This is a genomic window from Pelagerythrobacter sp. Soil_C_18 (genome assembly GCF_057657235.1).
In genome coordinates, this window is the sequence record NZ_JBDGIU010000005.1 from 112603 (window position 1) to 137935 (window position 25333).

General features: G+C 65.2%; 22 protein-coding genes. 8 read left to right on the plus strand and 14 right to left on the minus strand.

Annotated elements, in window-relative coordinates; all coding sequences use genetic code 11:
• The first annotated feature begins 124 nt into the window (after window positions 1-124).
• The 5 genes from AC3A5N_RS12095 to AC3A5N_RS12115 all read left to right on the plus strand — a co-directional run bounded on the left by AC3A5N_RS12095 (window position 125) and on the right by AC3A5N_RS12115 (window position 2608).
• Window positions 125-280 (plus strand): hypothetical protein, encoded by a 156-nt coding sequence (locus AC3A5N_RS12095; protein ID WP_487737570.1) that lies wholly within the window; start codon window positions 125-127, stop codon window positions 278-280.
• Between the two features lie 62 nt (window positions 281-342).
• Entirely contained in the window at window positions 343-519 is a 177-nt protein-coding gene (locus AC3A5N_RS12100) for a hypothetical protein (protein WP_487737571.1), read from the plus strand.
• A 46-nt stretch (window positions 520-565) separates the two neighbouring features.
• Window positions 566-1558, plus strand: coding sequence for an ATP-grasp domain-containing protein (locus AC3A5N_RS12105; protein ID WP_487737572.1), 993 nt, complete (start codon window positions 566-568; stop codon window positions 1556-1558).
• A gap of 1 nt (window position 1559) precedes the next feature.
• Window positions 1560-2081: a MauE/DoxX family redox-associated membrane protein gene (locus AC3A5N_RS12110; protein ID WP_487737573.1), complete on the plus strand. Its 522-nt coding sequence runs from the start codon at window positions 1560-1562 to the stop codon at window positions 2079-2081.
• A complete protein-coding gene (locus AC3A5N_RS12115; protein WP_487737574.1) occupies window positions 2078-2608 on the plus strand; it encodes a thioredoxin domain-containing protein in 531 nt (176 codons plus the stop codon). The genes AC3A5N_RS12110 and AC3A5N_RS12115 overlap by 4 nt, the downstream gene beginning before the upstream one ends.
• 5 nt (window positions 2609-2613) lie before the next feature.
• Here AC3A5N_RS12115 and AC3A5N_RS12120 read toward each other — a convergent pair whose 3' ends face one another.
• Entirely contained in the window at window positions 2614-3489 is an 876-nt protein-coding gene (locus AC3A5N_RS12120; protein WP_487737575.1) for an SDH family Clp fold serine proteinase, read from the minus strand.
• A gap of 119 nt (window positions 3490-3608) precedes the next feature.
• Here AC3A5N_RS12120 and AC3A5N_RS12125 point away from each other — a divergent pair, with 119 nt between their 5' ends.
• Entirely contained in the window at window positions 3609-5351 is a 1743-nt protein-coding gene (locus AC3A5N_RS12125) for an ABCB family ABC transporter ATP-binding protein/permease (RefSeq protein ID WP_487737576.1), read from the plus strand.
• Window positions 5352-5391: 40 nt separating this feature from the next.
• Here the strand turns inward: AC3A5N_RS12125 and AC3A5N_RS12130 are convergent, their stop codons facing one another.
• From AC3A5N_RS12130 to AC3A5N_RS12170, 9 genes are all read right to left on the minus strand, one after another.
• On the minus strand, window positions 5392-7041 hold the full coding sequence (locus AC3A5N_RS12130; RefSeq protein WP_487737577.1) for an MFS transporter: 1650 nt from the start codon (window positions 7039-7041) through the stop codon (window positions 5392-5394).
• Between the two features lie 75 nt (window positions 7042-7116).
• Window positions 7117-8001, minus strand: coding sequence for a sugar kinase (locus AC3A5N_RS12135; RefSeq protein ID WP_487737578.1), 885 nt, complete (start codon window positions 7999-8001; stop codon window positions 7117-7119).
• Between the two features lie 26 nt (window positions 8002-8027).
• Window positions 8028-8783, minus strand: coding sequence for an SDR family NAD(P)-dependent oxidoreductase (locus tag AC3A5N_RS12140; protein WP_487737579.1), 756 nt, complete (start codon window positions 8781-8783; stop codon window positions 8028-8030).
• A gap of 40 nt (window positions 8784-8823) precedes the next feature.
• Window positions 8824-10098 carry an MFS transporter gene (locus AC3A5N_RS12145; RefSeq protein ID WP_487737580.1) on the minus strand — a complete coding sequence of 425 codons (1275 nt, stop codon included), beginning with the start codon at window positions 10096-10098 and terminating at the stop codon, window positions 8824-8826.
• Window positions 10095-12272, minus strand: coding sequence for an alginate lyase family protein (locus AC3A5N_RS12150; protein WP_487737581.1), 2178 nt, complete (start codon window positions 12270-12272; stop codon window positions 10095-10097). Before AC3A5N_RS12150 ends, AC3A5N_RS12145 begins: the two co-directional genes overlap by 4 nt.
• The gene (locus tag AC3A5N_RS12155; RefSeq protein WP_487737582.1) at window positions 12269-14533 is read right to left on the minus strand and encodes a chondroitinase-B domain-containing protein; all 2265 of its coding nucleotides are present in this window, start codon (window positions 14531-14533) and stop codon (window positions 12269-12271) included. The genes AC3A5N_RS12150 and AC3A5N_RS12155 overlap by 4 nt, the downstream gene beginning before the upstream one ends.
• 109 nt (window positions 14534-14642) lie before the next feature.
• Window positions 14643-15383 (minus strand): FadR/GntR family transcriptional regulator, encoded by a 741-nt coding sequence (locus tag AC3A5N_RS12160; protein WP_487737583.1) that lies wholly within the window; start codon window positions 15381-15383, stop codon window positions 14643-14645.
• Window positions 15384-15468: 85 nt separating this feature from the next.
• Window positions 15469-18480, minus strand: coding sequence for a TonB-dependent receptor (locus AC3A5N_RS12165; protein WP_487737584.1), 3012 nt, complete (start codon window positions 18478-18480; stop codon window positions 15469-15471).
• 258 nt (window positions 18481-18738) lie between these two features.
• Window positions 18739-19608 carry a LysR substrate-binding domain-containing protein gene (locus tag AC3A5N_RS12170; protein WP_487737703.1) on the minus strand — a complete coding sequence of 290 codons (870 nt, stop codon included), beginning with the start codon at window positions 19606-19608 and terminating at the stop codon, window positions 18739-18741.
• Window positions 19609-19717: 109 nt separating this feature from the next.
• On the opposite strand from AC3A5N_RS12170, the gene bla reads away from it, so the two are divergent.
• Window positions 19718-20647 carry a subclass B3 metallo-beta-lactamase gene (bla, locus tag AC3A5N_RS12175; RefSeq protein ID WP_487737585.1) on the plus strand — a complete coding sequence of 310 codons (930 nt, stop codon included), beginning with the start codon at window positions 19718-19720 and terminating at the stop codon, window positions 20645-20647.
• A 92-nt stretch (window positions 20648-20739) separates the two neighbouring features.
• On the opposite strand, the gene purC is transcribed toward bla, so the two are convergent.
• Entirely contained in the window at window positions 20740-21540 is an 801-nt protein-coding gene (purC, locus tag AC3A5N_RS12180) for a phosphoribosylaminoimidazolesuccinocarboxamide synthase (protein WP_487737586.1), read from the minus strand.
• Window positions 21541-21895: 355 nt separating this feature from the next.
• On the opposite strand from purC, the gene AC3A5N_RS12185 reads away from it, so the two are divergent.
• Window positions 21896-22657, plus strand: a complete 762-nt coding sequence (locus tag AC3A5N_RS12185) for a hypothetical protein (RefSeq protein ID WP_487737587.1) — start codon at window positions 21896-21898, stop codon at window positions 22655-22657.
• Window positions 22658-22682: 25 nt separating this feature from the next.
• On the opposite strand, the gene AC3A5N_RS12190 is transcribed toward AC3A5N_RS12185, so the two are convergent.
• The 3 genes from AC3A5N_RS12190 to AC3A5N_RS12200 form a co-directional block, all read right to left on the minus strand.
• Window positions 22683-23678, minus strand: coding sequence for an SDR family oxidoreductase (locus AC3A5N_RS12190; RefSeq protein ID WP_487737588.1), 996 nt, complete (start codon window positions 23676-23678; stop codon window positions 22683-22685).
• A gap of 167 nt (window positions 23679-23845) precedes the next feature.
• Complete coding sequence (locus tag AC3A5N_RS12195) at window positions 23846-24244, minus strand: PRC-barrel domain-containing protein (RefSeq protein WP_487737589.1); 399 nt, start codon at window positions 24242-24244, stop codon at window positions 23846-23848.
• A 102-nt stretch (window positions 24245-24346) separates the two neighbouring features.
• Entirely contained in the window at window positions 24347-25312 is a 966-nt protein-coding gene (locus AC3A5N_RS12200; protein WP_487737590.1) for an AraC family transcriptional regulator, read from the minus strand.
• Window positions 25313-25333 lie beyond the last annotated feature (21 nt).

Genomic DNA, 25333 nt, shown 5'->3' on the forward strand with positions numbered 1-25333 from the left:
ATGTAATTGGGTTCTTTCACGTATTTTCGTGAGGGTATCCTCTTCTCTACCATGGAGCAGCACTCGATTCTGGGTGCCGGCGGGGGCTCTAGATCGCCGCCGTTCAACTTGTGGAGAAGATGAGATGAAGACCGAAAGCAAGACCTTCGCCTTCCGCCTCGCCGGTCGCGACGCTGCGCCCGAAGGCAAGTGGGCCGTACGTAAAGGTCCGGCGATTGCCGGCTGCAGCGAAGTTGAACGCCTGAACTATCGCGAAGGCGACACGGGCGTTTTCTGCTGACGCCACGACTACGGCCCCGGGACGAGTCCCGGGGTTCGTTGCCGCAAAACGGGAGCTTCATCATGACCGACAATCACAGGACCTTCGCCTTTTGCCTCGCGCGACGCGCCGATGGTGCGGGTACCGCCACGCCTTGGCGAGCACGCAAGGGGCCGTCCGTGGCAGGGTGCACCGGCGTGCCCTTCGGCGATTACCGTACCGGAGATATCTTCAATCCGGACAGCGGCTTTCTTTGCTGACCCGGACGCGCGGCTTGCTTGTGCTTGACCGGCTGGGGACGCGCAGGTGAGCGAAGCGGCCATACTGATCGTCACGCGCAGCGACGATGTCCACGCCGACCGCGTGGGCGTGCTAATCGCCGCGCGCGGCGAGCCCTGCTTTCGCATCGACCTCGACCGCTTCCCGCGCGACTACAGTCTCACGATGGCGCTCGATGAAACGGGCTGGAGCGGTACACTCTTCTGTCGCGCGTCCGGCACAACGCTCGACCTTTCCGCGGTGCGATCGGTGTGGATGCGCAAACCTGCCGACTTCGCATTTGCCGCTGAACTGTCCGCGCAGGAGAAAGCGTTCGCCGATGGCGAGGCCAATCACATGCTGCTCGGTTGGCTGAACAGCCTCGACTGCTTCTTCATGAGCCATCCGGTCGCCCTGCGTGCGGCGGGATGGAAATGCGAACAACTGGTGCGGGCACGCAGGATGGGTTTCGCGGTGCCGGCGAGCATGATCGGCAATCGGCCAGACGAGGTCCGGCCGTTTATTGCAAAGGGCGCCGACGGGGCGATTTTCAAGACCCTGTCGACACCGACGTTGGCTGCCGAGCACGTGCAGACCGAAGACCGCATTGCCAACGGCCTGCACACCACGCTGGTCCAGGTCGATGACCCCGAACTCGACAGCATTGCGGCCCTGCCTAGCCTGTTCCAGCACTACATCGAAAAGGCCCATGAAATCCGGGTCACGGTCGTAGCAGGGCGGATCTTCGCGGCGCGTATCGATTCCCAGGCGAATGAGCGCACGCGCGTGGATTTTCGTCACTACGACGCCGAAATCGCATATACCGCAGTCGAATTGCCCGAGGATCTCGCTACGCGCTGCTGCGAGTTCGTTGCCAGTTACGGACTGGCATATGGTGCGATCGACCTTATCGCCACACCGGACGGAAGGCATGTCTTCCTCGAGAACAATCCGGTCGGACAGTTCGTCTTCGTCGAAGAGCTTGCCCCCGCGCTTCGGATCGCCGAAGCCGTGGCCGAAGCGCTGATCGCGGGCGGGTAACGTGGCTTTTGCAACCGCCGCCGCGGCCCTGTATCTCGTAACCTGCTTTACACTAGCTGCCGCGGCAAAGTTTCGCGATTTCGCGATGTTCGCCGCGACAGTCGCTGAAATCGCGCCCCAGCTTCCCGCGCGTGGCACCGCGGGGATTGTAGTCGCGGTCGAGTGCCTCGTCGCCCTGACGATCGGCGGTGGGCTGATCATGGGCTCGAATACTTGCGTTGCCGCTGGCGGGGCGGTCGCCGCCGCCAGCGCGGTGCTGTTTGCAGGCGCGATCGTGATAGTATTGCGGCGCGGCGATGCCGTGGCATGCAACTGCTTCGGCGGCAACGAAGCGATCGGGCCGGCCAGCTTGTTCGGGCCGGCGCTCGTCGCGATCGCGGGACTCTTTGTGGTGGTCGGCGACGCTTGGCCTTCTTCGCCCGCGGTCTGGGTCGTCAGTTCGGCGGCCGGTGTCTACCTGATGATCGCCCAGCGCCTCCTGCCTCTACTGCATTCCAGCAACTACGTGTCGTGGTACCCATGAGCGATACCGAGGCGATCGCCGCCTTTCTTGCGGTCGCGGCGACGACCAATCTTGCGCTGGTCGCGCATCTCTTGCGCGGCCGCCGCGGCGACGGTGGCGCGCCGCCGGACCTGTTGTTTCCAGCAGGCGCTCGCGTGGAGAATTTCACCGGCAAAAGCCGCGCCGGAACCTCGGTATCAATAGCTGCGGGCGAGACCGCCTACGTAATCGTGTTCCTATCGAAAGGCTGCCCCAAGTGCCGCGCCGCTGCGCTTGGCGTGGCGGCCGCGGCCGCACGCACTCCGGGCCGCGGCGTCGATCTGTGGGTCGTCACCGCCGAGCGGCTCAAGGCTGCCGACATCGGCCAGGACCAGGAATTCGAAGCGCATTTCCTCGATATGGCGGGGATCGCCTATGCGATGCTCAACCCGCGCCGAGCCTCGCCCGCCTACTTGTTCATCGCACCAGACATGGTGGTCGAGGCAGGCGGCTTCATCGGTGACGATAACTGGCAGAGTTTCCTCGCACAGCTCGCCGAGCAGGTGTGATGGCGTCAATCGCCAATTATCCCTGCTTCCCAGCGCGGCATCATTCGATGAGGGCCGGTCCGCCGCAGATGACACGCCTCCCGGGTGGCAATGCAGGCGTCAAACCAATCATCCTGCTCGCCGTCGCGCAAGCCGCCGCCGACCGATGTCCGCAGCATCTCAGCGATCTGCCAGGCTGCCATTTCCACCCTCGTGTCGCGCACGACCGGGAGGCCGAGATCGGCAAGGTCGTCTGCGGCCAGCGGAAAGCTGTGCGAATGATAGCCGTGCATCAGATGGCTGACGATCCTGTCCGCGTCGCAGGACGGATCGGCGCCCAGACGTCGGCCGATGAGATCGCGGCAGATCGTCTCGACTTCGCGGGTGGCGCGGTAGAAGGCAGTGAGTGTGGGCGGAAATATCGCAGCGGTCATGGCGGCCAGTGCCGACAACCGCGCCTGCTCGTCCTCTTGTCCGAACCATTCGCGTGCCATCTCGGCGAAGCGGCGGACGTCCTCGGTCGATATTGCTCCGGGACTGCCGCTATCATCCGCGATCGGCCCTTGGAGCGAAGGGTCGACGGGCGAGAAGATCGCGCATGGGCCTGCGACGATCTCATGTGCGGCGAGGGCGACTATCGTGCCCGACGATTGGCACCTGTCGGGCACGATTGCGCCGAGGTGCTCGGTTGCGTCGGCGAGCAGCAGCCCGATCCGGCGCGCACCATCGACTGCGCCACCCTTGATCCAGAGCAGTATGTCGAGGCGCGACGTATCGCCCATCGCGGCCAAGGTGTCGTACAGCATCGGCAACAGATCCAGATCGATATGCGATGCGGCGAGGACGACGACGCGGCTGCCGCGCCGCTCCTCGATATCGGCAATTCGTTCCGCCAGTGTCATGTCCCGCTCTCCACATGGATGATCGGTTTTCGACATAATTCGGCTAGCGGGCTCAGCCCAATTACAGGCCAGTAATCGGTGAGGGGAAGCGCCTCGTCGGCCAGCGAAGCGCCGTTGCGATGACGCTACGGCGTTATGGCGAGATGCTCTGGCCGCGCGGCGCGCCGATGATCCGCGTACAGGTGATCGTGTCGCTGCTGCTCGTCGCGGTCGGCAAACTCGTGCTGCTCGCTGCACCGTTCTTCTACAAGGACATAGTCGATAGGTTGTCCGCGCCGGGTGCGGTTACCGTGCCGGTCCTGTTGGTGGTCGCTTACGGTTCAGCTCGGCTGATCACGCAATCGATCGCGGAACTGCGCCAGTTGACGTTCATCCGCGTGGCACAGCGCGCGATCCGATTGACCGCGATCGAGGTCTTCCGCCACCTTCATTCTCTTTCGCTGCGCTTCCATCTGGACCGCAAGAGCGGCGGCATTGCGCAGATCGTCGGCCGCGGAACGGTTTCGATCGAGTTCCTCGCCGAGCTCGTCCTGTTCACTCTGATACCGACAGTGATCGAGCTTGCGGCGGTGATCGCAATCCTCGCGAGCGGATACAGCGCCGGATATGCACTGGCGACGCTGGCAACGCTCGCTGTCTATCTGTCACTCACGGCGTTCGGCGCTCGCTACCAGGTGAGGCTGCGGCGCCAAACCAACGCGCTCGACGTCAAGGCAAGCATCGCCGCGATGGACAGCTTGCTCAACTACGAAACCGTCAAGTATTTCGCCGCCGAGGAAATCGAAGCCGACCGCTACGACCGGGCGCGGCGCGCCTACGAACGGTCGGCGGTACGCGCGAAGCTGGCTGAAACGCTGATCGGCGTATTCCAGGCGGCGGTTTTGGCGGCAGGCGCCATCGTCGTCATGATCATGGCCGCGCACGGCGTCGCCGCCGGGCAGATGAGCATTGGCGACTTCGTCCTCATCAACGCTTTTCTGTTGCAGCTTTACGCCCCGTTGGAGGCGCTCGCGACTGTCTATGGCGGTGTGCGCCAAGCCTATACCGACGGGGAGGCGATGCTTGATCTGCTGGCGGTGTCGCCCGAGGTGCGTGACGCCCCAGATGCACGCGAACTGAGGGTCTCGAGCGGTCATGTCTCGTTCGATAACGTATCGTTCGCTTACGATCTGCGGCGGCCCATCCTCGAGGGCGTGTCGTTCGAAATTCGGCCCGGTCAGCGGGTTGCTGTCGTCGGCCCGAGCGGGAGCGGCAAATCGACCATCGCACGGTTGCTGTTTCGCTTCTACGACGCCGAGGCCGGATGCATTGCGATCGACGGGCAAGACATCAGCGAGGTGACGCAGCAAAGCCTACGCCGCGCGATCGGGGTCGTGCCGCAGGACACCGTGCTGTTCAATGACGATGCCGCCTACAACATCGGTTATGGTGCGACGGACCTGCCAGCGGCCGAAGTCGAAGCCGCGGCCCGCGCGGCGCGTGTCCACGATGCGATCGAGCGGTTGCCCGACGGTTATGCGAGCATCGTCGGAGAGCGCGGGCTGAAACTGTCGGGCGGCGAGAAGCAGCGCATCGCGATTGCGCGAGTGATCGTCAAATCGCCCCCGATCCTGATCTTCGACGAAGCCACGAGCGCGCTCGACACACGCACCGAGCGCGACATCCAGGCCAGTCTCGATCGTCTCGCCAACGCACGCACCACGCTGGTCATCGCGCACCGCTTGTCGACCATCGTGGATGCCGACGAGATTCTGGTACTGGTCGCGGGCCGTATCGTCGAGCGCGGACGTCATCCCGACCTGCTCGCCGCCAACGGTACTTATGCGGCGATGTGGCGCCAGCAACGCCGCGACGGCGACTAACGGCTGGTGCTTGAGTCAGCATCCCCAGGTGGGGGCGGTGTTATGCCTGCCGCGCGGTGTCGGTCATCGGGTCGGCGAGTTCGCGGGGCGACGCTTCGCGGATGCCGGGGAGGGTTGAGGTCTGGCGTTCGATCAGGCGGTGGACGACGGGTCTGGCCGGCCCGATGTGCAGCTCGTGTAGGTCGCGGGTGTTTTGCGCATCCTCGTGCGTGCGCCGCTGGTTGTGGCGCACGTAGTCGAGCCAGGTGGCTACGTGGTAGCGCTCGAGCCACAGCTCGGGTTCGCCCAGGTCGCGAAGGAGGGTCCAATGCTTTGCACCGTCGCGCCTGCGGATGCGCCTTCGCTCGTGCATGACGTTGAGGAAGCGCGGGATATCGCCGGGCGCGATGCGGTATTCGATCGTGACCACGACCGGGCCGCTGCGTTCGTCGACCGGCACGACGGTCTCGGGCTCCGACCAGTCGCGCAGGGCCAGGTTGAGGTCGCGCGCAGCGGGCAGGGGGAGCACTAAGCCGGCGAGAATCGTGAGCCCCTGGACTGCTGCCGCCACGAGCAGGGCGAACTGCACCCCCTGCGCGTCTGCGATGCCGCCGAACAGGACTGCGCCGCCCGCCATTCCGCCGAACGCGGCCATTTGATATAGCGACAGTGCCCGCGCCACGACCCAGCGCGGCGCGGAAAGCTGCACCGTTACGTTGAAGGTCGACAAGGCCAGAACCCAGCCGCCGCCCGCCAGCGCTAGCGCTGGCATGGTTAGCAGCATGGTTTCGCTGAGCCCCGCGACCGCGCTGCCAATCACCAGCGCGCCGGCCGCAACCCGAACGATCGATTCCACGGACATGCGGTCGCGCAGCCGGCGCACCATCAGTCCGCCGCCCACCGCGCCGATCCCGAATGCGCCGAGCAGCACGCCGTACGTCAGCGAGTCGCCCACGATCACGTCGCGTGCGATTAGCGGCATCATCGCCGGGACCGCACTGGCACCGACACCGAACAGAAGGGCACGCATGAGCACCGTGCGGATGTCTGGCGACATCGCGACGTAGCGTACGCCGGCCGCCATTGCATGACCCAGCGCCTCGCGCGCCAGCACGCGCTCCTCCCGGACAGGTTGCCACCGCGCCAGAACCGCGATCAGCCCGAGATAGCTGACCGCGTTGGCGACGAACGCCGCCGCGGCGCCTGCCGCCGCGACGATGGCGCCGCCGATCGCGGGCCCGAGGCTGCGTGCGATGTTGAAGCCCATGGAGTTGAGCGCAACCGCACCCGGCAGCGCGGCGCGCGGCACCATGTCGCCTACCGAAGCCTGCCAGGCCGGCCCGTTCATCGCAGCGCCGCAGCCGAGGAGGAAGGTGAAGAGGAGGAGCAGCCACGGCGTGATCCAGCCGGCGAAGGTGATCGCCGCGAGAGCCACGGACACCAGCAGCATGAAGCCTTGCGCTGCGAGCATCACGCGCCGCCGATCGAGATTGTCGGCAACCGCCCCGGACCAGAGCGACAGCAGCAGGATGGGGAGGGCGGTAGACGCCTGGACCAGCGCGACCATCTGGGGTGACGGGGTGAGCGAGGTCATCAGCCACGACGCACCGACCGACTGGATCAGCCCACCGAAATTCGATGCCATGCTGGCGATCCACACCGCGCGAAAAACGGGGAACGAGAGCGGTGAATTCGGCGCCGGATCAGCCATGTCGCCCAGATGCGCGCTCCGGCCGCCCATGCCAAGCCTGCAGGGGCGGGGAGCTCGCAGTTCCGGGTTGCGAGGCTATAGCCTTATCGCGCCGTGATGGCCGATGGTCTCGGCGGCAAGCTCCTGGCCGGCAGCAACGGCGTCGGATGCGTTGGTGCCGCTGATGCGGGAAGCCAGGAAGCCGGCGTTGAAGGCATCTCCGGCGCCGCTGGAATCCACGACCTCAACGCAGGATGCGGGATAGTAGCGGCACGCCCGCGAGCCCGATTTCAAGATGCAGCCGCGCTCGCCGGCCTTCACGACGACTTCCTCGCACCCGGCCTCGTGCCAGCGGTCCGCGATCTCTACCTCCGACTGCCCGGCGCCGTGCAGTTGGCGCTCGTCGACATCGGTGGGCAAACCGATCGTCGCCGAGCGCATCGCGCTGGTAGATACCTCCCGCGCGAGCGCGAGATCGGGCCACAGCGCGGGCCGGAAATTGCTGTCGTAGGCGACGTGCAGGCCGGCAGCCTTTCGCTCGTGCGCGAGGTTCAGCAGTTGCTCGCGGCCGCGGTCGCCGATGATCGCGAGCGTGATGAGGCTGAAGTAGACCAGATCGCATTCGGCCGCTCGGTTCAGCGATTCCGCCATGCCCGGCATGGCGAACATCTCGCGCGCCGCGCTGCGATCGCGGCAGTACAGGAAGCTGCGTTCGCCGTGTTCGTCCAGATGGATCGCGTAGATCCCCGGCGAACGGTCGGGGTGGCGGTGCACGTGAGCCGTGTCGATGCCTTCGGCCTGCCACGCAGCGACCAGAGCGTCGCTGATGGGATCGACACCCACGGCCGTCACGAAGGCCACGTCGTATCCGCGACGCGCCATGTGAACGGCCGTGTTGAGAGTGTCGCCGCCGAAGCGCAGTCCGCTCCCGCCATGCCCGTGATATTCGAGCATGGCTTCCCCGAAGATGAAGGTTTTCATGGCGGACCGTCGCTACGCCGAAAGGCTCAGGAAAAGAAGGTTCCGCCGTTGATGTCGATGTTGGCGCCGGTGACGAACGCTGCATCGTCGCTCGCCAGCCAGGCGACCGCTGCCGCCACTTCGCCGGCATTGCCTTCGCGCCGCAGAGGCGTGGCGGCCGCGACGTTCTTGCGCACCTCGTCCTTGGTGAAGGTGTCGTGGAACGTTGTCGCGATCATGCCCGGGCACAGCGCGTTCACTCTCACGCCGCGCGGGCCGAGCTCCTTTGCCATGGCCCGCGTGAAGGTCATCACGGCGCCCTTCGACGTGGCATAGGCGCAAGCGCCCGGTCCGCCGCCGTCGCGCCCCGCCTGCGAGGCAAAGTTCACGATCGCCGACCCCGCCGGCATATGGGGCACGACGGCCTTCGTGGTGAGGAACGTCGACGTCACGTTGAGCTGCATGACCTGATTGAAGAACTCCTCGTCCATCTCGGCCAGCGGGCGGCGTTCGACCATGCCCCCTGCAACGTTGGCCAGGATGTGGATCTCCTCGCCGAACGCATTGCGCACCTCGGCGACGAGTTGCGTGACCTCATCCGCCTTGGTCACGTCCGCCCGCACTTTCACGGCCGTGCCGCCCGCGCGCTCGATCTCCGCAACGGTTGCACTCGCCTTGTCGTCGTCGCCGCGGAAGTTGATAGCGACCCTGGCGCCCTGCTTCGCCAGTTCCAGCGAGACTGCGCGGCCGATGTCGCGGCCTGCCCCGGTTACGATCGCTACCTTGCCGTTGAGCTTTGTCATGAGTTTTCCTGTGGTTGCGTTTGATTGATGGAATGTCGAGTTAGGTCGCGGCGGGCTTGAGCGGCCTGATCTGCGGGCACAGGACGAGGACCGACACCACCGTCAGGATCGCCAGCGCCGAGCCGACGACGAAGGCCGGCGCGTAGCTTTCGACCGTCAAGATCGGGATCAGGAAGTTGAGTCCGACCACCGCCAGTTTGGCGGCGGTGCCCGCGAACCCGGCCAGCGTCGCCACCGACTTGCCCGAGTAGAAGTCGCTCGGCAGCGTCTGGATATTGCCCACGGCGGTCTGGAAGCCGAACAGGATCGCAGCCATGAGCAGGACCGCGATGAGCGGCGTTGCGGCCACGATCGTCAGCAGCAGCGAAACGAGCATGATCGCGCCGCCGAGTGCGATGACGGTCTTGCGGGTGCGGTTGACCGTCCAGCCGGCGGCGATGCGGTTCTGGGCAAGAAGGCCGCCGAACCATGCGCCGAACATCGCCCCGACGTAGGGCATCCAGGCGTAGAGGCCGATCTCCGCGACCCCGAAGCCGTAGGTCTCGGAAAGATAGAGTGGCAGCCATCCGACGAAGAGCCACCAGATGGGATCGAGGAAGAACGAAGCGAGGATGACGCCCCAGCTTTCCTTGCGAGAGAGGATCTCGCGCGAATTCGGCGCGTAGCTCGCCGCTTCCTCCGTATCGAGGCTGCGCTGGCCGGTCAGGATGTAGTTGCGTTCCTCGGCGCTGATCCACGGGTGCGCTTCGGGCCCCGTCTTGTAGATGATCAGCCAGGGGATCAGCCAGAGGAAGCCGAGCGCGCCGACCGCGATGAAGGTCGCCTGCCACGAATCGAGGAACACGAAGAGATAGGCGACCACGGGTGCCGAAATGATCCCGCCGATCGCTGCGCCCGAATTGAAGATCCCCTGCGCAAGCGCGCGCTCGCTGATCGGGAACCACTCCGCATTGGCCTTGGTCGCGCCAGGCCAGTTACCGGCTTCCGACAGGCCCAGCAGCCCACGGAAAATCGAAAAGCTCGCCAGCCCCGCGGCCGCGGCGTGGAGCATGGTCGCTGCGGACCAGACCACGATTGAAAGGACGAAGCCGAGCCGAGTTCCGATCCAGTCGAAGATCTTGCCGAACAAGGTCTGGCCGAATGCGTAGGCGAAGGTGAAGACGTTGAGGATGATCGCGTAATCGAACTTGTCGAGGCCGAGGTCCTCGGAGATCTCCGGCCACAGGAAGCCCAACGCACCGCGGTCGATGTAGTTGACCACGGTGGCGACGGCGACGAGCGTGACGATCAGCCAGCGCAGGCGATTGTGCATCATCGTGCTCCTCCGGCATTCAACTCGATGACGGCCGCGAAGCCGGCCCACGCCAGCGTTTCTCCATCGAGCGTAACCTGATGGCGGGCGCTTTCATCCGTATCGTGCGACACCGCGATCGCGACGCGGCGGCCGTCCGCCAGTGTCAGACGAACCACGTCGGCGCCGTTGATCCGGTCGTGCCGCATGGTGCGGACCCGACTGCGGCTGGCGACGGTCTGTTCCGCAGCACCGTCGTAGCGACCGTGGCTCTCGAGCAGGGAAACGAACGCGTGGTCGCGCTTGTCGCGTGCACGCAGGATCACCATCGGCTCGCGGCGCAAGTTGAAATCCGGATCGTTCGCGCCGCTCTCGCCCAGGATCGCCTGAACGCTGCCGTCGGTCACGAACCGGTAGGTATAGAACCTGCCGTCGAGCAGCCAGGTCATCGCCGTATCGCCCGCTTCGGGCTGCGCCGCTGCATCGACCCAGATGTGCTGATAGCCGTTGTCCTCGCCCAGCACGGGGCGGGCGCCGATGTGGCTTTCGACCGGGAAGCCCAACTCCATGATGTGGCCCTGATAGTGGAGTGGCAGATCGTAGCTGTGGCTGGCGTCGCTCTCGGCGCGCATCAGATCGAGGACCGTGGGCTCCTCCAATCCAGGGATGTCCGCCATCATCAACGTCCGCTGGAGGGCCACGCCTGGCTGGACGTTCTCGACGCGTGCACTGCTCACCTGAAGCCCGGGCTGGTCCGAGAAATAGAGCTGCTCTGGAGCTATCGTTTCCCCGAGTTCGTGGTCCCCGTCGAAGTGACTGCGCATATCGACGGCGACGGTGTTGTGGGCGATCGTCTGCTTCGCCCAACTCTCGTTCTCGGGCAGATAGCGGCCGCCGCGCTTCGCTTCGATGTTGAGGAACCGTGCCGCGCCGTAATCGCGAACGATCTCGTTGCCGTTGTCGTAGAGCTGCCAACTGAGCTTGTCGAAGTGGCCGTGACCCATGCCCTGGGAGGTGTTCTTGGCGACCAGCACGGTATGTTCGGGGCCGCTGCCGCGGCGCAGGACTGCAACCGCCCCGCGGTCTCCATCCGGTCCGTCGCGCAGCAGCAGCGAGCGGAAAGGAAACGGCTTCGCCTTGCCGGCGGCGAGATCGCGTGCGACCAGCCGGCCGCCCTCGCTCAATACGGTACGCCCCTGAAATTCCGCAATCGACAGCAAGGCCGGATCGCGCGTTCGCTCGTAGGCGATGGCGACGCCGTGATAGAGCTCGTCGGTCCTGAGGCTCTTGTCCTTCATCGCGTCATTGAACGGGAAGAAATACCCGCCGTAGGTGAGCTGCACGGTGGTATAGAGCGCCTTGAGCAATATCCCGTCGCGGTGTTCGAAGATGCGCCGTTCCGGATCGTTGCGCGCGATCGCGTCGGCAAAGACCATGAACGGCAGCAGCGCATAGCGCTGATAGTATGGCCCTTCCGCATAATAGCCGTCGGGGGAGAACAGCAGCTCGGTCTGGCGCAGGAAGCCGGACGTGCCGCTCTTGTCCGAGCCGAGCAGTGCGCGTTCGACCATGTCCTCGTCGCCCAGCAGGTAACCAGTCATGCCGACGCCGGCGGTTGCCCAGGTCGCGTGATTGTGGATCCGGTCGAACGTGGCGCGCGAGTCCACCGAAAGGAACTCGGCGGCCCGGCGGAAGACCTGATCGTCGATCCGTTCGCGCTCCGCCTCGCTCAGCGTTCCCCGGATCTCGCCATAGCCTTGGACCGCGTAGACCAGCCACACCGCGTCGTTGAGGACCTGCCAGAACAGGCGGCCCGGGTTCTGGTTGTGGCGCGCGGGGTGGTCGCCGAGCGTCGGGTAGAGCTCGGCATAGGCGAGCAGCATGTCACGGACATAGTCGGCATAAGCCTGCTCGCCGGTGATGCGGTACAACTGCCCGGCGAGATAGATCGCCTTGTAATTGCGCTTGTGCTGTTCGTGCGTGTAGCCGCCGCCCGGGTCTTTCGGCACCGGGACGACTATCCCTGCGGCCATCATCTCGCTGACGAAGCTGCGCGCCTGCGCAAGTTCGGCGCGATAGAGCGGCGGCAACTCGGCGTCGGTCGCCGACAGCGCAGGGGAGGGCGGGGCGGCCTCGGCGACTGCGGGGGCCGCCAGGGCGAGGGCAGTGGCGGCGAGGAGGGACGTGCGACGGATCATTCGGCAGCCCTCCCGGCGAAGGTGTTTCCGGCAAGCTCCACCCGCGGCGCGCCGTCGAAGACAAGCTCCTCGAACTCCGGCTCAGGGGTGCCGGCGAAGGTGTTGCCGGTTACCGCCGTTCTTGGCCGGCCGACCGTGTGAACGACCCGCAGTCGGGCTGAATCGGCGAAGGCGTTACGGGCCACGCGGGCGGTCTGGACGCCGTGGAGCAGGATCGAGGCGTCGTTCGCGGCCGCCTTGCCGACGTTGGAGAGCGTGTTTCCGGAAATCTCCACAAAGGGACCGAACGTGCTCTCATCGGTACCACCGCGATACACCTGAGCGATCGGGCCGCCGATATCGGCGAAGGTGCTGTCGGCAATCGTGAGGTATTCGAGGTTGTACTGACCGAAGTCTTCGGTCTCCGCGGCGGCGGAAACGATCGTGCCGGAGATGCCGGAAAACTCGCTGGCACGGATCGTGACGCGGTCGGCGAGGGCGCTCTTGCCGAGGGTCAGCACGTTGAAGGACTTGTTGACCGTGAGGTTGCGCACGGCGACGTCTTGCATCTCGACGAGCATGTTCGCGCCGGCGCCGGCAGTGTTCGTCCGGATCACCGAATTCCCCACCGAGTCGTCGGCCTGGCCGCCGTCGATCGTCAGATGCTGAAGCTGGAGGCGGCCGTCTTCGCCGAGCTCGAAAAGGGCAGGGCGGGTGAAGCGAACGATCGCCTCATCCCCAGGCGCGGCCGGGGCGCCATTTATGGTCAGCGTCTTGTCGACTGGGATCACCTGAGTGACGAGATATTCGCCTGCCGCGAGCAGCAGCACGTCGCCTTCGCGCGCGGCGGCAACCGCGTCGACCAGCGAGTCCTCGCCGGGCGAAACCTCGTGCACCGCGCCGGAGGAGCCGAAGGCGCGCTCGGCGTCCGGCTTCTCGTACCAGGGCACGCCCACTTGGGAGAGGGCGACGGGCTGGAGGTCGCGCGGGGCGCCGACGTCGGCGAGAGCGGGGTCGACGGGGTAGAGCAGCCCGTTTTCTGCGCGAGCCAATTCGCCCGGCTGCGCTTCGATCTGCGGGGCCGGGGCTGTCTCGGGTTCTCCCAAGAGGATATTCCCCTGAAGGTCGATGCCCGAGATATCGTCTTCGACCTGGAAGAGGTTCGCATCCGTGGGGCTGATGAAAAGATTGGCCCGCATCAGCGAGTTGACCGGCGGTGCGGAGCGTTCTTCGTCCGCGCCGGCGGCGAGGGTCACGCGTGTGCTGTCGACGACGGTGTTCCGCTCGATCAGCGCGCTCTCGACCTGGACGTAGCGGTTTACCGGCGAGTTCGGCACGCCGTTCATCACCGTCAGCGCGCTGGCGAAGCCGGTTCCGCGCAGCCCCTCCATATAGTTGCCGCGGACCGTCTGGTTGCGGTTGATGACGCGGATGCCGCCCGTGTAGTCCTTCCCATGTCCCAGGAAGACGTTGCGCTCGACGACGTTGTCGTCGCCGTGCCGCAGGGTGAGAGTCCCGCGCGAGCGGAGGAAGAGGTTTTCCCGGTAGACGTTGCCGCCCGACTTGGAAGAGATGATCTCCACCTCGCCGTCGCATCGGTCGAACACGTTCCGCTCTACGATCGTACCCGAGCGGAACATCGAATACTTGCTCGTCCCGATGCGTATGGTCTCGCCGCCATTCGAGCCGAGCACGGGCCGCGGGCCGAAGTAGTTGCGATCGATCCGGTGGCCGTTGTTGCGGCTTTCCGGCGTGTCGAGCCGCACCGCCAGCGTCACGCCCTTGTTGGTCTTGCCGACCAGATGGTTGTGATCGAACCGATTGTTCGTCCCGTAAATCCCGACCCAGTAGTCGGATTCGTAGCGGTCGGGCTTGCTGAAGTGGTCGATCACCACCTGGGTGACCCGGCTGTTGTGGGCGACATCGTCCTTGCTGCGCCGGAACGAGATCACTTCGCCGCGCGGGCTATAGCCGTCGCGGAACACCAGGCCGCTGACGACGATGTACCGGCCGCCGATCCGCAGGTTCGATTGGCCGGTGAGGATGACTTTCCCGGGCTCTTCCGCGGTCAACGTGATCGGCGCGCCCTCGCGCCCCTTGCCGGTGACCACGAGATCGAAATCGCGCCATTCCCCGTTGGCGAGCACGATGACGTCGCCAGCGGCCACCTGCTCCAGGGCCTCGGCGTATTCGTCCTGGTCGCGAACAAGATATTGCTCGGCGCGCAGCGGCGCGACCGCTGCAAAGACGAGCGCGAGCCACAGGCTCAGCCGACCTAACATGATCACCCTCCCACGCGTTTTCCGCTTGTAAGGCGACCATAGGGCCTGCTGCCCTGCTGTCAATCAGTTTGGCATGCCAAACTGATGTATCTCTGTCATACCAATGTGGTCAGCCGATCCGGGCCGAGGCGAGGAAACGCTCACGGCTCTGCAGGGCGCGCTGCTGAACCGCCTCCAGCGCCATCTTCTCCGTCGCATCGAGCATCGCGGTGATAAGGCGGTGGAAGTGGTCGCGCATGGCGGACCGGGCGGCTGCGGAATCGCGCGCGCGCAGCGCCTCGAACACCGCCCGGTGCTCGTCGGTCCGGGTCTCCGCATCGTGCACGCAGACCGCCTCGTACGTGGCCTTCACGTCGGGGATCTCTTCGCGCATCCGCCACAGCGATTTGATCGTGTGAACCATTGCGGCGTTGTTCGACGCTTCGGCGATCGTCAGGTGGAACGCCTCGTCCGCCTCGTTCGCAGTATCGTTGTCCGGAGAGCGCATCTGCTCGATGAGTTCCTCGAGCCGCGCAATCGCTTCGTCGGTGATGTTGTGCGCGGCCAGTGCCGCCGCTTCGGATTCGATCAGCAAGCGTGCCTCGGTGACTTCGAAGGCGCTCGCCTTTGGCAGCGTCACCCGGCTCGCGGGCTGGGTTTCGCTCACGTAAACGCCGGAGCCGGTCTTGATCTCGAGCCGGCCAACGGCCTGGAGCGCGATCTCGGCCTCGCGGATCGTGACCCTGCTGACCCCGAGGCGTTCGGCCAGTTCCCGCTCTCCGGGCAGCCGGGTGCCGGGCGGGAACGCGCCCTCGTCGATCAGCTCAGCGATCTGTTCCGCGACCGATTGGAAAAGCCTCTTACCGCTCATACTCACCTTCGCACGAATTGCCTGCAGGATCTCCTACACCAATTGCCCTAAACAAATCGGCAAGTTTGTTCCAGTTGGAGCCGTGCTAGAACCGTGCCCGAATCCCCGCATAATAGCGCGGACCGTAGACATGGACGGCTCCGAAGTCGTTGATCGTGCCGCGATAATCGGTCCGGGGCTCGTTGAAGAGATTGAGGCCTTCAACCGTCAGACGCAGGTTTTCATTCAGCGCGTAGGAGATGCGCGCCTCGAACACGCCCGCGTCGTCGACATAGCGCACGCGGCCGGGGGTCCCGACAAACTGCTGGAAGTAGCGGCTGCGGTACTTGTACACACCCTGGAACTGCAGCTTGCCGATCTTGTAGTAGGCCTGCGCCGACAGAACGTGCTTCGAAAGGCCGAAGATCCCGGAGGGCGGGATCAGCGCCTCGCTCGTGGAGGTCGTCCCGTCCTCGTTGACCGTCGTTATCGCGCCGAGCGTATCGTCGTGAATTTCGAAGTCGGAATCGGCAAAGTTGTAGCTGAGCTTGAAACCAAGGCCGTCGAGCGGCTTGGGCAGATAGCTGAAGCGGTGCGCCGCGGTGACCTCGATCCCGTAGATCGTGCTCATCTCGTCGCTTGTATTGAGGGTGGTGACCAGCGTTTCGAGTTCCTCCCCGTCGACCACGAAAGTTTCGAACCGGCCGATCGTATCGAACCCCCCGTTGAAGCTCTTGTAGTATCCGCCGACGGCCAGAATGGTGTCTTCGTTGGGATACCATTCGATCGCGGCGTCGAAGTTCCACGACAGCAGCGGATCGGTGAAGGGATTGCCCGTCGCATTGGCGGTGCCGATCGCATCTTCCACCGAGTAGATCGGGCTGCCGTCGTCGATCAGCGCATTGAACGTGCGGCCATAGCCGAGCGCCGACGGGTCCGGGCGCGAGAGGGCGCGGTAGACGGCGAAACGGGCGAGCAAGTCGGGCTGCAGTTCGCCCGTGATATTGAAGCTGGGCAGAAATTCAGTGTACGATCCGCCACCGGTGACGCCCGTCAGCGTATCGGTATCCTCGACGATGTCGACCAGTTCGCCTGTGTCGGGATCGTAAACCGCGGACAGCTGACCGCGGAAGCCGTTCGAGCGCACCTTGGTGTTGATGACACGAAGGCCGAAGTTTCCGCGAACCGGAAGGCCGATGTCGCCGTCGAAGTTTGCTTGGAGGTAACCAGCCCAGCTCTTCTCGTTGACGTCGCTGTTCTGGATGGAGTCGAAATCCCCGGTTGGATAGATCGGGATGCCGTCCTCGTCGAAATGCAGCTCGCCCGTCGGGTCGTTCTCTTCGAGTGTCCGGGCGAGACAAAGGGCGTCGAACGTCGCGAAGGTGTTGGTGGTCGAGACCACGTTGCCCTGGGCGTCGACCACCGTGACCAGCGGATTGCCGCCGCTGACGGCGGACATGAAGCCGCTTTCCGGGAATGGCGTGCGGCACTCCTGATTGGCGACCGCCAGCGCGTCGTTGCTGTAGATGTGTTCGAAGCGGCTCTTTCCAGCCGCGCCCGGAACATCGCGATACTTCAATTCCTGAAAACGGACGCCGCCCTGGATGCTCGAGAGGAAGCCGTCCATCTCGTATTCGAGATCGCCCCGCGCGGCGAACACGCTGTTGTACCGATCCTGCTCCAGATCGGCCCGCAGCCGAGCGGAGTCGCGGTAGAGATCGTGGTTGTTGACGTCGAAGTCCTGCACCACGAAGTTCAGCGTATCCGAACCGTTCTGCCGGATGAGGTAAGCGGTTTCGACACGGTCGTTGTTCGTATCGCCGTCGCTCTCGACCGCGAGCGGATACTGATCGGGATTGCCGAAGATATCGAGCCCGTCTCGAATTCTCATTCGGACCTGCACCGCTTCCTCGATGCGATGGGTCTGCGAGTACGAGACGTCGCCCGAAAGGCGGAGCCGATCGCTCGCCTGCACCGAGAGCGAGAGCCCGCCGCCGTAATACTCCTCGTCGCGCTCGAGATATTCGCTGTTGCTCTCGATGCTGGTCTCGCCGGTGAACTGGAGCAACTCGCCGTAGGGTCCGGTGATCAGATCGTAATCGAGGTGGTGGCCATCGCCCACGCCATCCACGCGGCGGCCTTCGGAAAAGTTGAGATCGTGTCGCTGCTCGCGGAACAGGCGCTTGGAATACTGGAAGTCGGCATTGATATCGACGTCAGGGCTAGGCTGCCACTGTAGTGCCCCGAAGAAGGAATCGCGTGTGTCGTCGGTGATATTCTGGCGAAACGAATAGCTGTTCCGCGCGATCACGAAGTCTTCGGTTCCCGCCAGGTCGGGCCGGTCCGAGTTGCAGTTTCCGGTGGCGAAGACGCCGCTCGAAGTGTCGCCGGGATCGTTCTTGCAGTAGTTGAGCGTGTTGCTGACGTTCGCTTCCTGCTCGGGATTGGTCGATTCGTTGTGCGAGTACCCGAGGGAGATCCCCAGCTCGCCCGCGCCGATCTGGAACTGGTCGACATAGCTTCCGGTCGCGCGGAAGCCGATATCCTGAAACCGCTGGTCGGCATCGATGTCGAGGTTGTCGGGGTTGATGTTGAGCTTCAATTCCCCCTGGATGCGGCGCTTGCCGTAATCGAGCGGCTTCACCGTCTCGAGAGCGATCTGCCCGGCCACGCCGCCTTCGATCATGCTGGCCGACTGGGTCTTGTAGATCCCGACCTTGTTGAACAGTTCGGAAGGGAACTGACTGAAATTGACCGACCGGTCGCCGCTGCCGTTGGTCGCAATCCGCCCATTGATCACAGTCGAGCTGAGGAACGGACCCAGGCCGCGAATGGCGATTTCGGTGGCGCCGCCCTGTTCGCGGTGAGAGCCGGCGCCGGTGAGGGTTTCCAGCGCCTCGCCAATCGACAGGGCGGGGAGGTCGCCGATCTCGTCCGCCACCAGCGCATCGACGATCAGGTCGTCGTTTCGCTTGGTGGCAATGGAATCCCGGATCGTCTCGCGAAGGCCGGTGACGACGATCGTATTCTCGTCGGCCGGGGGCTCGGCTGCGGCGTCGCTGTCCTGCGCATAGGCGGGGAACGCGATGACGGTGGTGCTCGCAAGAACGGCGCCCAAAGACAGGCGTCGGATGCCCAGGCTCGGCGTTGCAAAGCAACGAGTCATTTCGTCCCTCCCCAGAGAAGTGTTGGTTATTTTGGGAGGTAGCATAGATCGGCCGGCCTACGTGTCAACCTATATGGCATACCTGTTGTAAGCAATCTATCATGCCAATTATGAAGCAGTCTCGCGCAGCACGGCCTCGGCAGCCTTGTTGGCATAGGGCGGACGTCCGAAAACCAGGAGCGCAGCAGCAGTGCGTTGCAGCGAACAGCGCTATCCGACAGCGGCGCGCATCAGCCAGTCGCGAAAGGCACGCATGGCGAGGGTGTCGTGGCGGGACATCGCCCGGGTGAGCCAATATGCGCCGCAGTTCACTTGCGTCGGAAACGGCCGGACGAGGCGTTCGGCTGCCAGCTCGTTCTCGAACATCTCCGCCGGCGCGAGCGCTACGCCGCGCCCGGCCAGCGCTGACGCGATCATCAGGGCCGAGCTGTCGAAGACCGGTCCACGCAGGGCAGGGCAGTCCAGCCCCACGGCAGCGAACCAGCGCGGCCATTCTTCGGCCCGGTAAGAACGGAGGAGGTTCTCCCGGCTCATCGCCTCGGGCCCGTCCAGTCGCTCTGCGATCGTCGGCGTACAGAGCGGCGTCAGCGGGGCCTCCATGATCCTGTCGGCATGCGTCCCGTGCCATGCACCGTCGCCGAAGCGGATCGCGAGATCGAGCCCTTCGCCCGCCAGATCGACCCTGTTGTTGTTGGTCATCAACCGCAGATCGATATGCGGGTGTGCCTGCGTGAAGTCGTCCAGCCGCTCCAGCAGCCATCCGACCGCGAACGTGCCGACGACGCCGACCGTCAGGACTTCCGTCATCCGGCCGCCGGCGTAGCGGTCCAGCGTTGCACCGATGCGGTCGAAGGCGTCCCGCACGACCGGGACCAGCGCCTGCCCCTCGTCGGTGAGCATGATGCCGCGCGGAAGGCGGCGGAAGAGCGGGGTTCCGAGGCGGCGCTCCAGCAGGGCAACCTGATGGCTCACCGCACCCTGGCTGACGCAGAGCTCGTCCGCCGCGCGTGTGAAGTTCAGATGCCGGGAGGCTGCTTCGAAAGCGCGCAGGGCGTTGAGGGGGAGCTGGGCACGATCCATGAGCGTCATCATGAAAGCAACTCATGCCTCTGTCGAGAAATGATGCTTTGTCAGCTGCGGTTGAGTTGTTCACCAACGCGTGGAGTTCAGATCTTCCAAGGAGATAACGATGAGATCAGCCATGAGTGTGATTGCGGCCTTGCTTGCGGCCGCCACACCTGCCCATGCCGCAAGCGATCCTCTCCTGAAGCCGATTGCTCCCGAGCGGGCGCAGGAATGGCTAACGCCGCAGCCGCCGGTGCAGATCTTCGGAAACACTTATCTCGTCGGCTTCGGCGGCCTGAACATTGCGCTCATCCGCACGAGCGACGGGCTCATCCTGCTCGATGGAGGGCTGCCGCAAGGCGTTCGCCAGATCGAGGCCAACATTCGCGCCCTCGGTTTCGAACCCAGCGACGTGAAGCTGATCCTCAGCACCGAGCCGCACTACGACCACGCCGGCGGGCTCGCAGCGCTGGCGCGCGACACCGGTGCGCCGGTGATCGCCGGCGCCGAGGCGGCCGAGGTGCTCCGCGCCGGAAAGAGTGGCCCCGACGATCCCCAGATGGCCTGGCTTCCGCCTTTTCCCGCTGTCGAGAATGTCCGCGCCGTCCGCGATGGCGAGGAGCTCCAGGTCGGCGACGTCACCGTCACGGCGCTCGCGACGCCCGGTCACACCCCCGGCTCGATGAGCTGGACCTGGCGTTCCTGCGAAGCCGATCGCTGCGCGGATATCGTATTCGCCTCCAGCCTGACACCGCTGGCAGCGGGCGACTATCGGTTTTCGGCACCGGCGAACCGGAGCGCCGCCGCGCGCTTTCGCGAAACCTTCCAGCGATTGCGGTCGCTGCCCTGCGGCATTCTCTTGACGACGCACCCTGGCGCGTCGGGCGGCGAGGCGAAACTGGCCAAGCTTCTGCAGGACCGGGAGCCGAACCCGTTCATCGATCCGCAGGCCTGCGCGGCCTACGCCGACACCTACGAACAGGCCTTCACGAGGCGCCTCGCCGAGGAAGTTGGGAAGGGGCAGGTCGGCGCCGATGCTCACACCGGCGCATGAGTTCTCCCCCGCATCTATGTTCTCCCCCGCATCTATGATGCAGTCCGAAGCGCAGTGATGGAGGTCTTCTCCGCGTGAAAAGCGGAGAAGATCTACTTCTTCGGCTTGGAGGCGCGCAGCTTGCCGCGGTGGGCGTTGAGGTCGAAGACCTCGCCGGGGCCGCCGTCGTCGTTCTGGAGCAGGCCGAGGCGACGCGCGACTTCCTGGTAGGCCTCTTCCTCGCCGCCGAGGTCGCGGCGGAAGCGATCCTTGTCGAGCTTCTCGCCCGTGGTCATGTCCCACAGGCGGCAGCCGTCGGGGCTGATCTCGTCGGCCAGGATCAGACGGCTGTAGTCGCCGTCCCACATGCGTCCGAACTCGAGCTTGAAATCGACCAGGCGAATGTCGATCGCGGCGAACATGCCGCACAGGAAATCGTTGATCCGGATCGCCATGCTGGAGATGTCCTGCATCTCCTCGTTCGACGCCCAGTTGAAGCAGGCGATGTGCTCCTCCGCGATCAATGGATCGCCGAGGCCATCGTCCTTGTAGTAATATTCGATCAGCGTGTGCGGCAGCGGCTCGCCTTCCTCCAGCCCGAGGCGCTTGGAGATGCTGCCCGCTGCGACGTTGCGCACGACCACCTCGATCGGCACGATCTCCACCTGGCGCACGAGCTGCTCGCGCATGTTCAGCCGGCGAATGAAGTGCGTTGGAATGCCGATATGGGCGAGGCGGGTGAAGACATATTCGCTGATGCGGTTGTTGATCACGCCCTTGCCGTTGATCGTGCCCTTCTTCTGTGCGTTGAAGGCGGTCGCGTCATCCTTGAAGTACTGGATCAGCGTGCCTGGCTCGGGGCCTTCGTAGAGGATCTTGGCCTTGCCTTCGTAAATCTGGCGGCGACGAGCCATCGGGAATTCCTTGCGCGCAAAATGACGGTGCCCCGGCGCGCGAAGCAGATCGGGCTTCGCGTGAACCGGGGCAGGAAGCCGCCCATACGCCGATTGCCCGGCGAAGGCAATTGCAGCGGGCCAGCCATCGGCCGCGGCAACGGCCTATCGCGCATCCCGGTTCCGATGATACACGGCACCGTGAATCGTCTCGCGCGGCACGGGCGCCGAGGAAGGCGCGTAATCCGTAGGTTGGATGGGCTGGTGATCACTGTGACGACAAGGCGGCGCGAGGAGGCTGCTCACCGCGACGCGCCGCGCACCGGACCGTGCCGCGCAGGCCCGCGTGCACGGGCGGCTGGACGCGAGACACGCATTGACTAGCCCCGCGCCGGGAGAATACCGGCCGGACCCGAAGCGGCGGGCGCTCGCCATCATCGCGGCTGTTGTTCTCGAGCTGCTGCTGATTGCGCTGTTGCTGTCGCTGGGCTTGCACGATCCGGGGCAGCCGGAGGCGGAGTCTACGCTGGTGCGGTTCCAGGCCCGCTCCGCTTCGGAAAATCCCGAGGAAACCCCTGAGGCCGAAAGCGAAGACACGCAGCAGCCCGAACCCGCCGAACGCCCGCCAGCCGAACCGGAGCCGGCGGATCAGCCGTCGGTCCAGAGTCCGCGCCCCGCCGAACCGAGCCCACCGGCACCCGTCGTGCAGGTGGCACCGTCTTCGTTCGATCTGTCGAAAGTGAAGACGCCGTCCTCGCCGCGCGCCGCCGCCAGCGGCCCGCCGGTGGGACCGCCGGACACGGGTTCGAGCGGCGATACGCCGCGCGTCGGCACGGCACCGAACGGAGAGCCGCTCTACGCCGCTTCGTGGTACCGCGAGCCGCGCCCGGGCGAGCTCCGCGGATACCTCTCGACCGCGACAGGGCCGGGGTGGGGCCTGATCGCCTGCCGCACCGTGCCCGACTTCCGCGTCGAAGACTGCGTCGCACTCGACGAATATCCCAGCGGTTCGAACATCAATCGGGCGGTGTTGGCGGCCGCATGGCAATTCAGGGTGCGCCCCCCGCGGCTCGGCGGGCAGTACCAGGTCGGCACCTGGGTGCGGATCAGGATCGATTACGATCTTCAGGGGCGTTGAGGGGCGCTCTGCGAAGTGCCGCCAATCAGCCGCGATGGCGCCCGCGGCCGGCCAGGAGAGCCGCTGCCGCCGCGGCGAGGCCGGCGCTCCCGAGAACCTTGTCCCGCCTTCGATTGAGCGACATCTGCAGGCTCTTATCGGCCGCCTGGCCGTCGAAGCGCCCGTGCGCTCCGGGATCGCCTGGCGGGACATCGAACAGGTTATCCACCCGGCCGGGCTCCATCGGCTCAGGCGAGGACTGGCTCGAGATGCCGTTCTCGGCGAGATAGTGGTCGAGGAGTGGGGAGGCCAGCTTGTCGCCAAGGATGGTCTGCGTCGTCGTGCTGCCGACCCAGACCTCCTTGCGCCCGGCGTGCGCGGCGAACCGGATCGCGCGCGCCGCGACCTCCGGCTGGTAGATCTTTCCGACCGGGCGAGGTCTGCCGTGGATGTGCGCCCGCGCCCAGTCGAACTGCGGCGTGTTGATCGCGGGCAATTGCACCATGGTGACCTGGACCTTGCTACCGCGGTGCTCGAGCTCGGGCCGGATGGAATCGAGAAAGCCCTGCAACGCGTGCTTCGCGCCGCAATAGGCCGACTGCAGCGGAATGCCGCGATAGGCGAGGGCGGAGCCTACGAGCACGACGGTGCCCCGGTCGCGCGGAAGCATGCGCTTCAGCGCCGCGCGCGTGCCATGGATCTGCCCGAAGTAGGTGACGGCGGTGACGCGTTCGTACTCTTCCCAGCTCATGTCCATGAAGGTGGAGAAGATGCCGGCGAAGGCGTTGTTCACCCACACGTCGATCGGCCCGAGTTCCTGCTCGATCCGTTCCGCCGCCGCTTCGACGGCATCGCCGTCCGCCACGTCGACCGTGATGCCGAGCGCCCGCGAACCCGCTGCTTCCACCTCGCGCACCGCGTTGTCGAGGCGCTCCTGCCCGCGTGCAAGGATGGCCACATGGGCACCTGCACGCGCGAACTCGCGAACTGTCGCACGTCCGACGCCGGCGCTTCCGCCGGTCACGACGACGACGCGGTTCAAACCGCCATCTCCGGAGCCTTGCCGATCATGTCTGGTGAACGGAAGCCCGCGGCGCCTGTTCCGAGGACACGCGCCAGAGCCACTGGCTCAAGCGCTTATTAGGGTTGCCGAGGTTCTGGCGAGCTTCTCCGAATGTCGCCGATCGGGTTATCCGAACGCGCTGCGTCTCACCAGTAGGGCACGACGCCATAGGTTCCGTAGTAGCCGTAGATCGTCTCGCCGTAGACGCGGTGGTCCGGTCCTCCGAGCAGGCGCACTTCGGCCGCGTCGTAGTTCGGCGCGTCTTCCAGGATTTCCTCGTTCAAGGGCACGGTATAGCCTCCGCGCTCGAGATCGTAGTCGAGCAGCGGCCACGGCACCGGATGGAGTTTGGCGCCGATGCCGAGAAACCCGCCGAACGACATGATCGCATATACGGTCTTGCCGCTGGTCTTCTCGATCGACAGGTCGTCGACATGGCCAAGCCGGTTGCCGTCGCGGTCGAATACGGGCGTCCCGATAACGCGGCTCGACAAGATCAACGGATGATGGAGATCGCGCGGTGCATCGTCTGCGGTCTGGTTCATGAGAGTGGTCTCCTGGCCTGGGCAGAAATGGATCACACCGCAGAAACGCACGGCGCGAACGTTCGCTCCCGTCTACCGATGACGGGAGCGGCGCCTGACTCCTCAATCGGCTGGCCGAGTGCGCGCATAGATGCTCGGCGGCACGCCGACATGGCGCGTGAAAGCGACGCTGAAGGCGCTCGCCGAGCCGTATCCGACACGCCGTGCGATCTCGCCTACCGAGATTTCCCGGCCGCGAAGCAGATCCTTCGCGAGCACCATGCGCCAATGGAGCAGATATTCCATCGGAGCCATGCCGACGGTTCGCCGGAAGCGGTCGAAGAAGGCGGAGCGCGACATGGCGGCCGCTCTTGCGAGGGCTGCGACCGTCCATGGCGTGGCCGGATGTTCGTGCATCCGCCTTATCGCCGCCGCGACCCGATCGTCCCCGAGGCCCTTCAGGATGCCACGTGGGCAATCCGGCGCGCATGAGCGCAGAGCCTCGATGAACAGCACTTCCATCAGCCGCGCCAGGATCACCTCTCGCCCAGGGCGGTCCGCGCGGGATTCCTGGACGGCAAGCTGAATGAGCGTGGTCAGCCGTTCTTCACCGCGGGCATGGATCAGCGCAGGGAGGAGCGTTACCAACAGCGCGGCATCTGTGGAACCGAACGCGCAGTAACCGACGAGCATGCGGACGTCCGGCTCTGCGGCCGGATCGCCCAGGCGGAAGACGTTCGGGCGGATCTCGATCGGCACGCTGTCGACGCCCGCAGCCGGCGTTGCCGTGGTGCTGGACGACGCGAAATCGTACGCCGCCGGAAGCAGGACGAAATCGCCTGTCTCCATGACGAGCGGCTCGCGGCCCTGCACTTCCAGACGGACCGATCCTTCCAGCAAGGCGCAGAAGAAGGCTTGCCCCTGCTCAGAGCGGCGCACCCGCCACGCACCCGCCCCCTCGATGAACTTCGAAAAGGACAGATCGGGCTGCAGCAGTTCGACGACCTGGGTGAGAGGATCGCCCAGTTCCGGACGCTCGCGAACGAGTTCGGGACGTTCGATTATAGAAGGTCGGCTGGCGAATTCCATCTTGAGCAATGTCAACGATAG

Bases quoted from the DNA above. Each gene is read 5' to 3' on its own strand.
- AC3A5N_RS12095 (WP_487737570.1), top strand. From the start codon at position 125: ATGAAGACCGAAAGCAAGACCTTCGCCTTCCGCCTCGCCGGTCGCGAC.
- AC3A5N_RS12100 (WP_487737571.1), top strand. From the start codon at position 343: ATGACCGACAATCACAGGACCTTCGCCTTTTGCCTCGCGCGACGCGCC.
- AC3A5N_RS12115 (WP_487737574.1), top strand. From the start codon at position 2,078: ATGAGCGATACCGAGGCGATCGCCGCCTTTCTTGCGGTCGCGGCGACG.
- AC3A5N_RS12120 (WP_487737575.1), bottom strand. From the start codon at position 3,489: ATGACACTGGCGGAACGAATTGCCGATATCGAGGAGCGGCGCGGCAGC.
- AC3A5N_RS12125 (WP_487737576.1), top strand. From the start codon at position 3,609: ATGACGCTACGGCGTTATGGCGAGATGCTCTGGCCGCGCGGCGCGCCG.
- AC3A5N_RS12130 (WP_487737577.1), bottom strand. From the start codon at position 7,041: ATGGCTGATCCGGCGCCGAATTCACCGCTCTCGTTCCCCGTTTTTCGC.
- AC3A5N_RS12135 (WP_487737578.1), bottom strand. From the start codon at position 8,001: ATGAAAACCTTCATCTTCGGGGAAGCCATGCTCGAATATCACGGGCAT.
- AC3A5N_RS12140 (WP_487737579.1), bottom strand. From the start codon at position 8,783: ATGACAAAGCTCAACGGCAAGGTAGCGATCGTAACCGGGGCAGGCCGC.
- AC3A5N_RS12145 (WP_487737580.1), bottom strand. From the start codon at position 10,098: ATGATGCACAATCGCCTGCGCTGGCTGATCGTCACGCTCGTCGCCGTC.
- AC3A5N_RS12150 (WP_487737581.1), bottom strand. From the start codon at position 12,272: ATGATCCGTCGCACGTCCCTCCTCGCCGCCACTGCCCTCGCCCTGGCG.
- AC3A5N_RS12155 (WP_487737582.1), bottom strand. From the start codon at position 14,533: ATGTTAGGTCGGCTGAGCCTGTGGCTCGCGCTCGTCTTTGCAGCGGTC.
- AC3A5N_RS12160 (WP_487737583.1), bottom strand. From the start codon at position 15,383: ATGAGCGGTAAGAGGCTTTTCCAATCGGTCGCGGAACAGATCGCTGAG.
- AC3A5N_RS12170 (WP_487737703.1), bottom strand. From the start codon at position 19,608: ATGGATCGTGCCCAGCTCCCCCTCAACGCCCTGCGCGCTTTCGAAGCA.
- bla (WP_487737585.1), top strand. From the start codon at position 19,718: ATGAGATCAGCCATGAGTGTGATTGCGGCCTTGCTTGCGGCCGCCACA.
- purC (WP_487737586.1), bottom strand. From the start codon at position 21,540: ATGGCTCGTCGCCGCCAGATTTACGAAGGCAAGGCCAAGATCCTCTAC.
- AC3A5N_RS12195 (WP_487737589.1), bottom strand. From the start codon at position 24,244: ATGAACCAGACCGCAGACGATGCACCGCGCGATCTCCATCATCCGTTG.
- AC3A5N_RS12200 (WP_487737590.1), bottom strand. From the start codon at position 25,312: ATGGAATTCGCCAGCCGACCTTCTATAATCGAACGTCCCGAACTCGTT.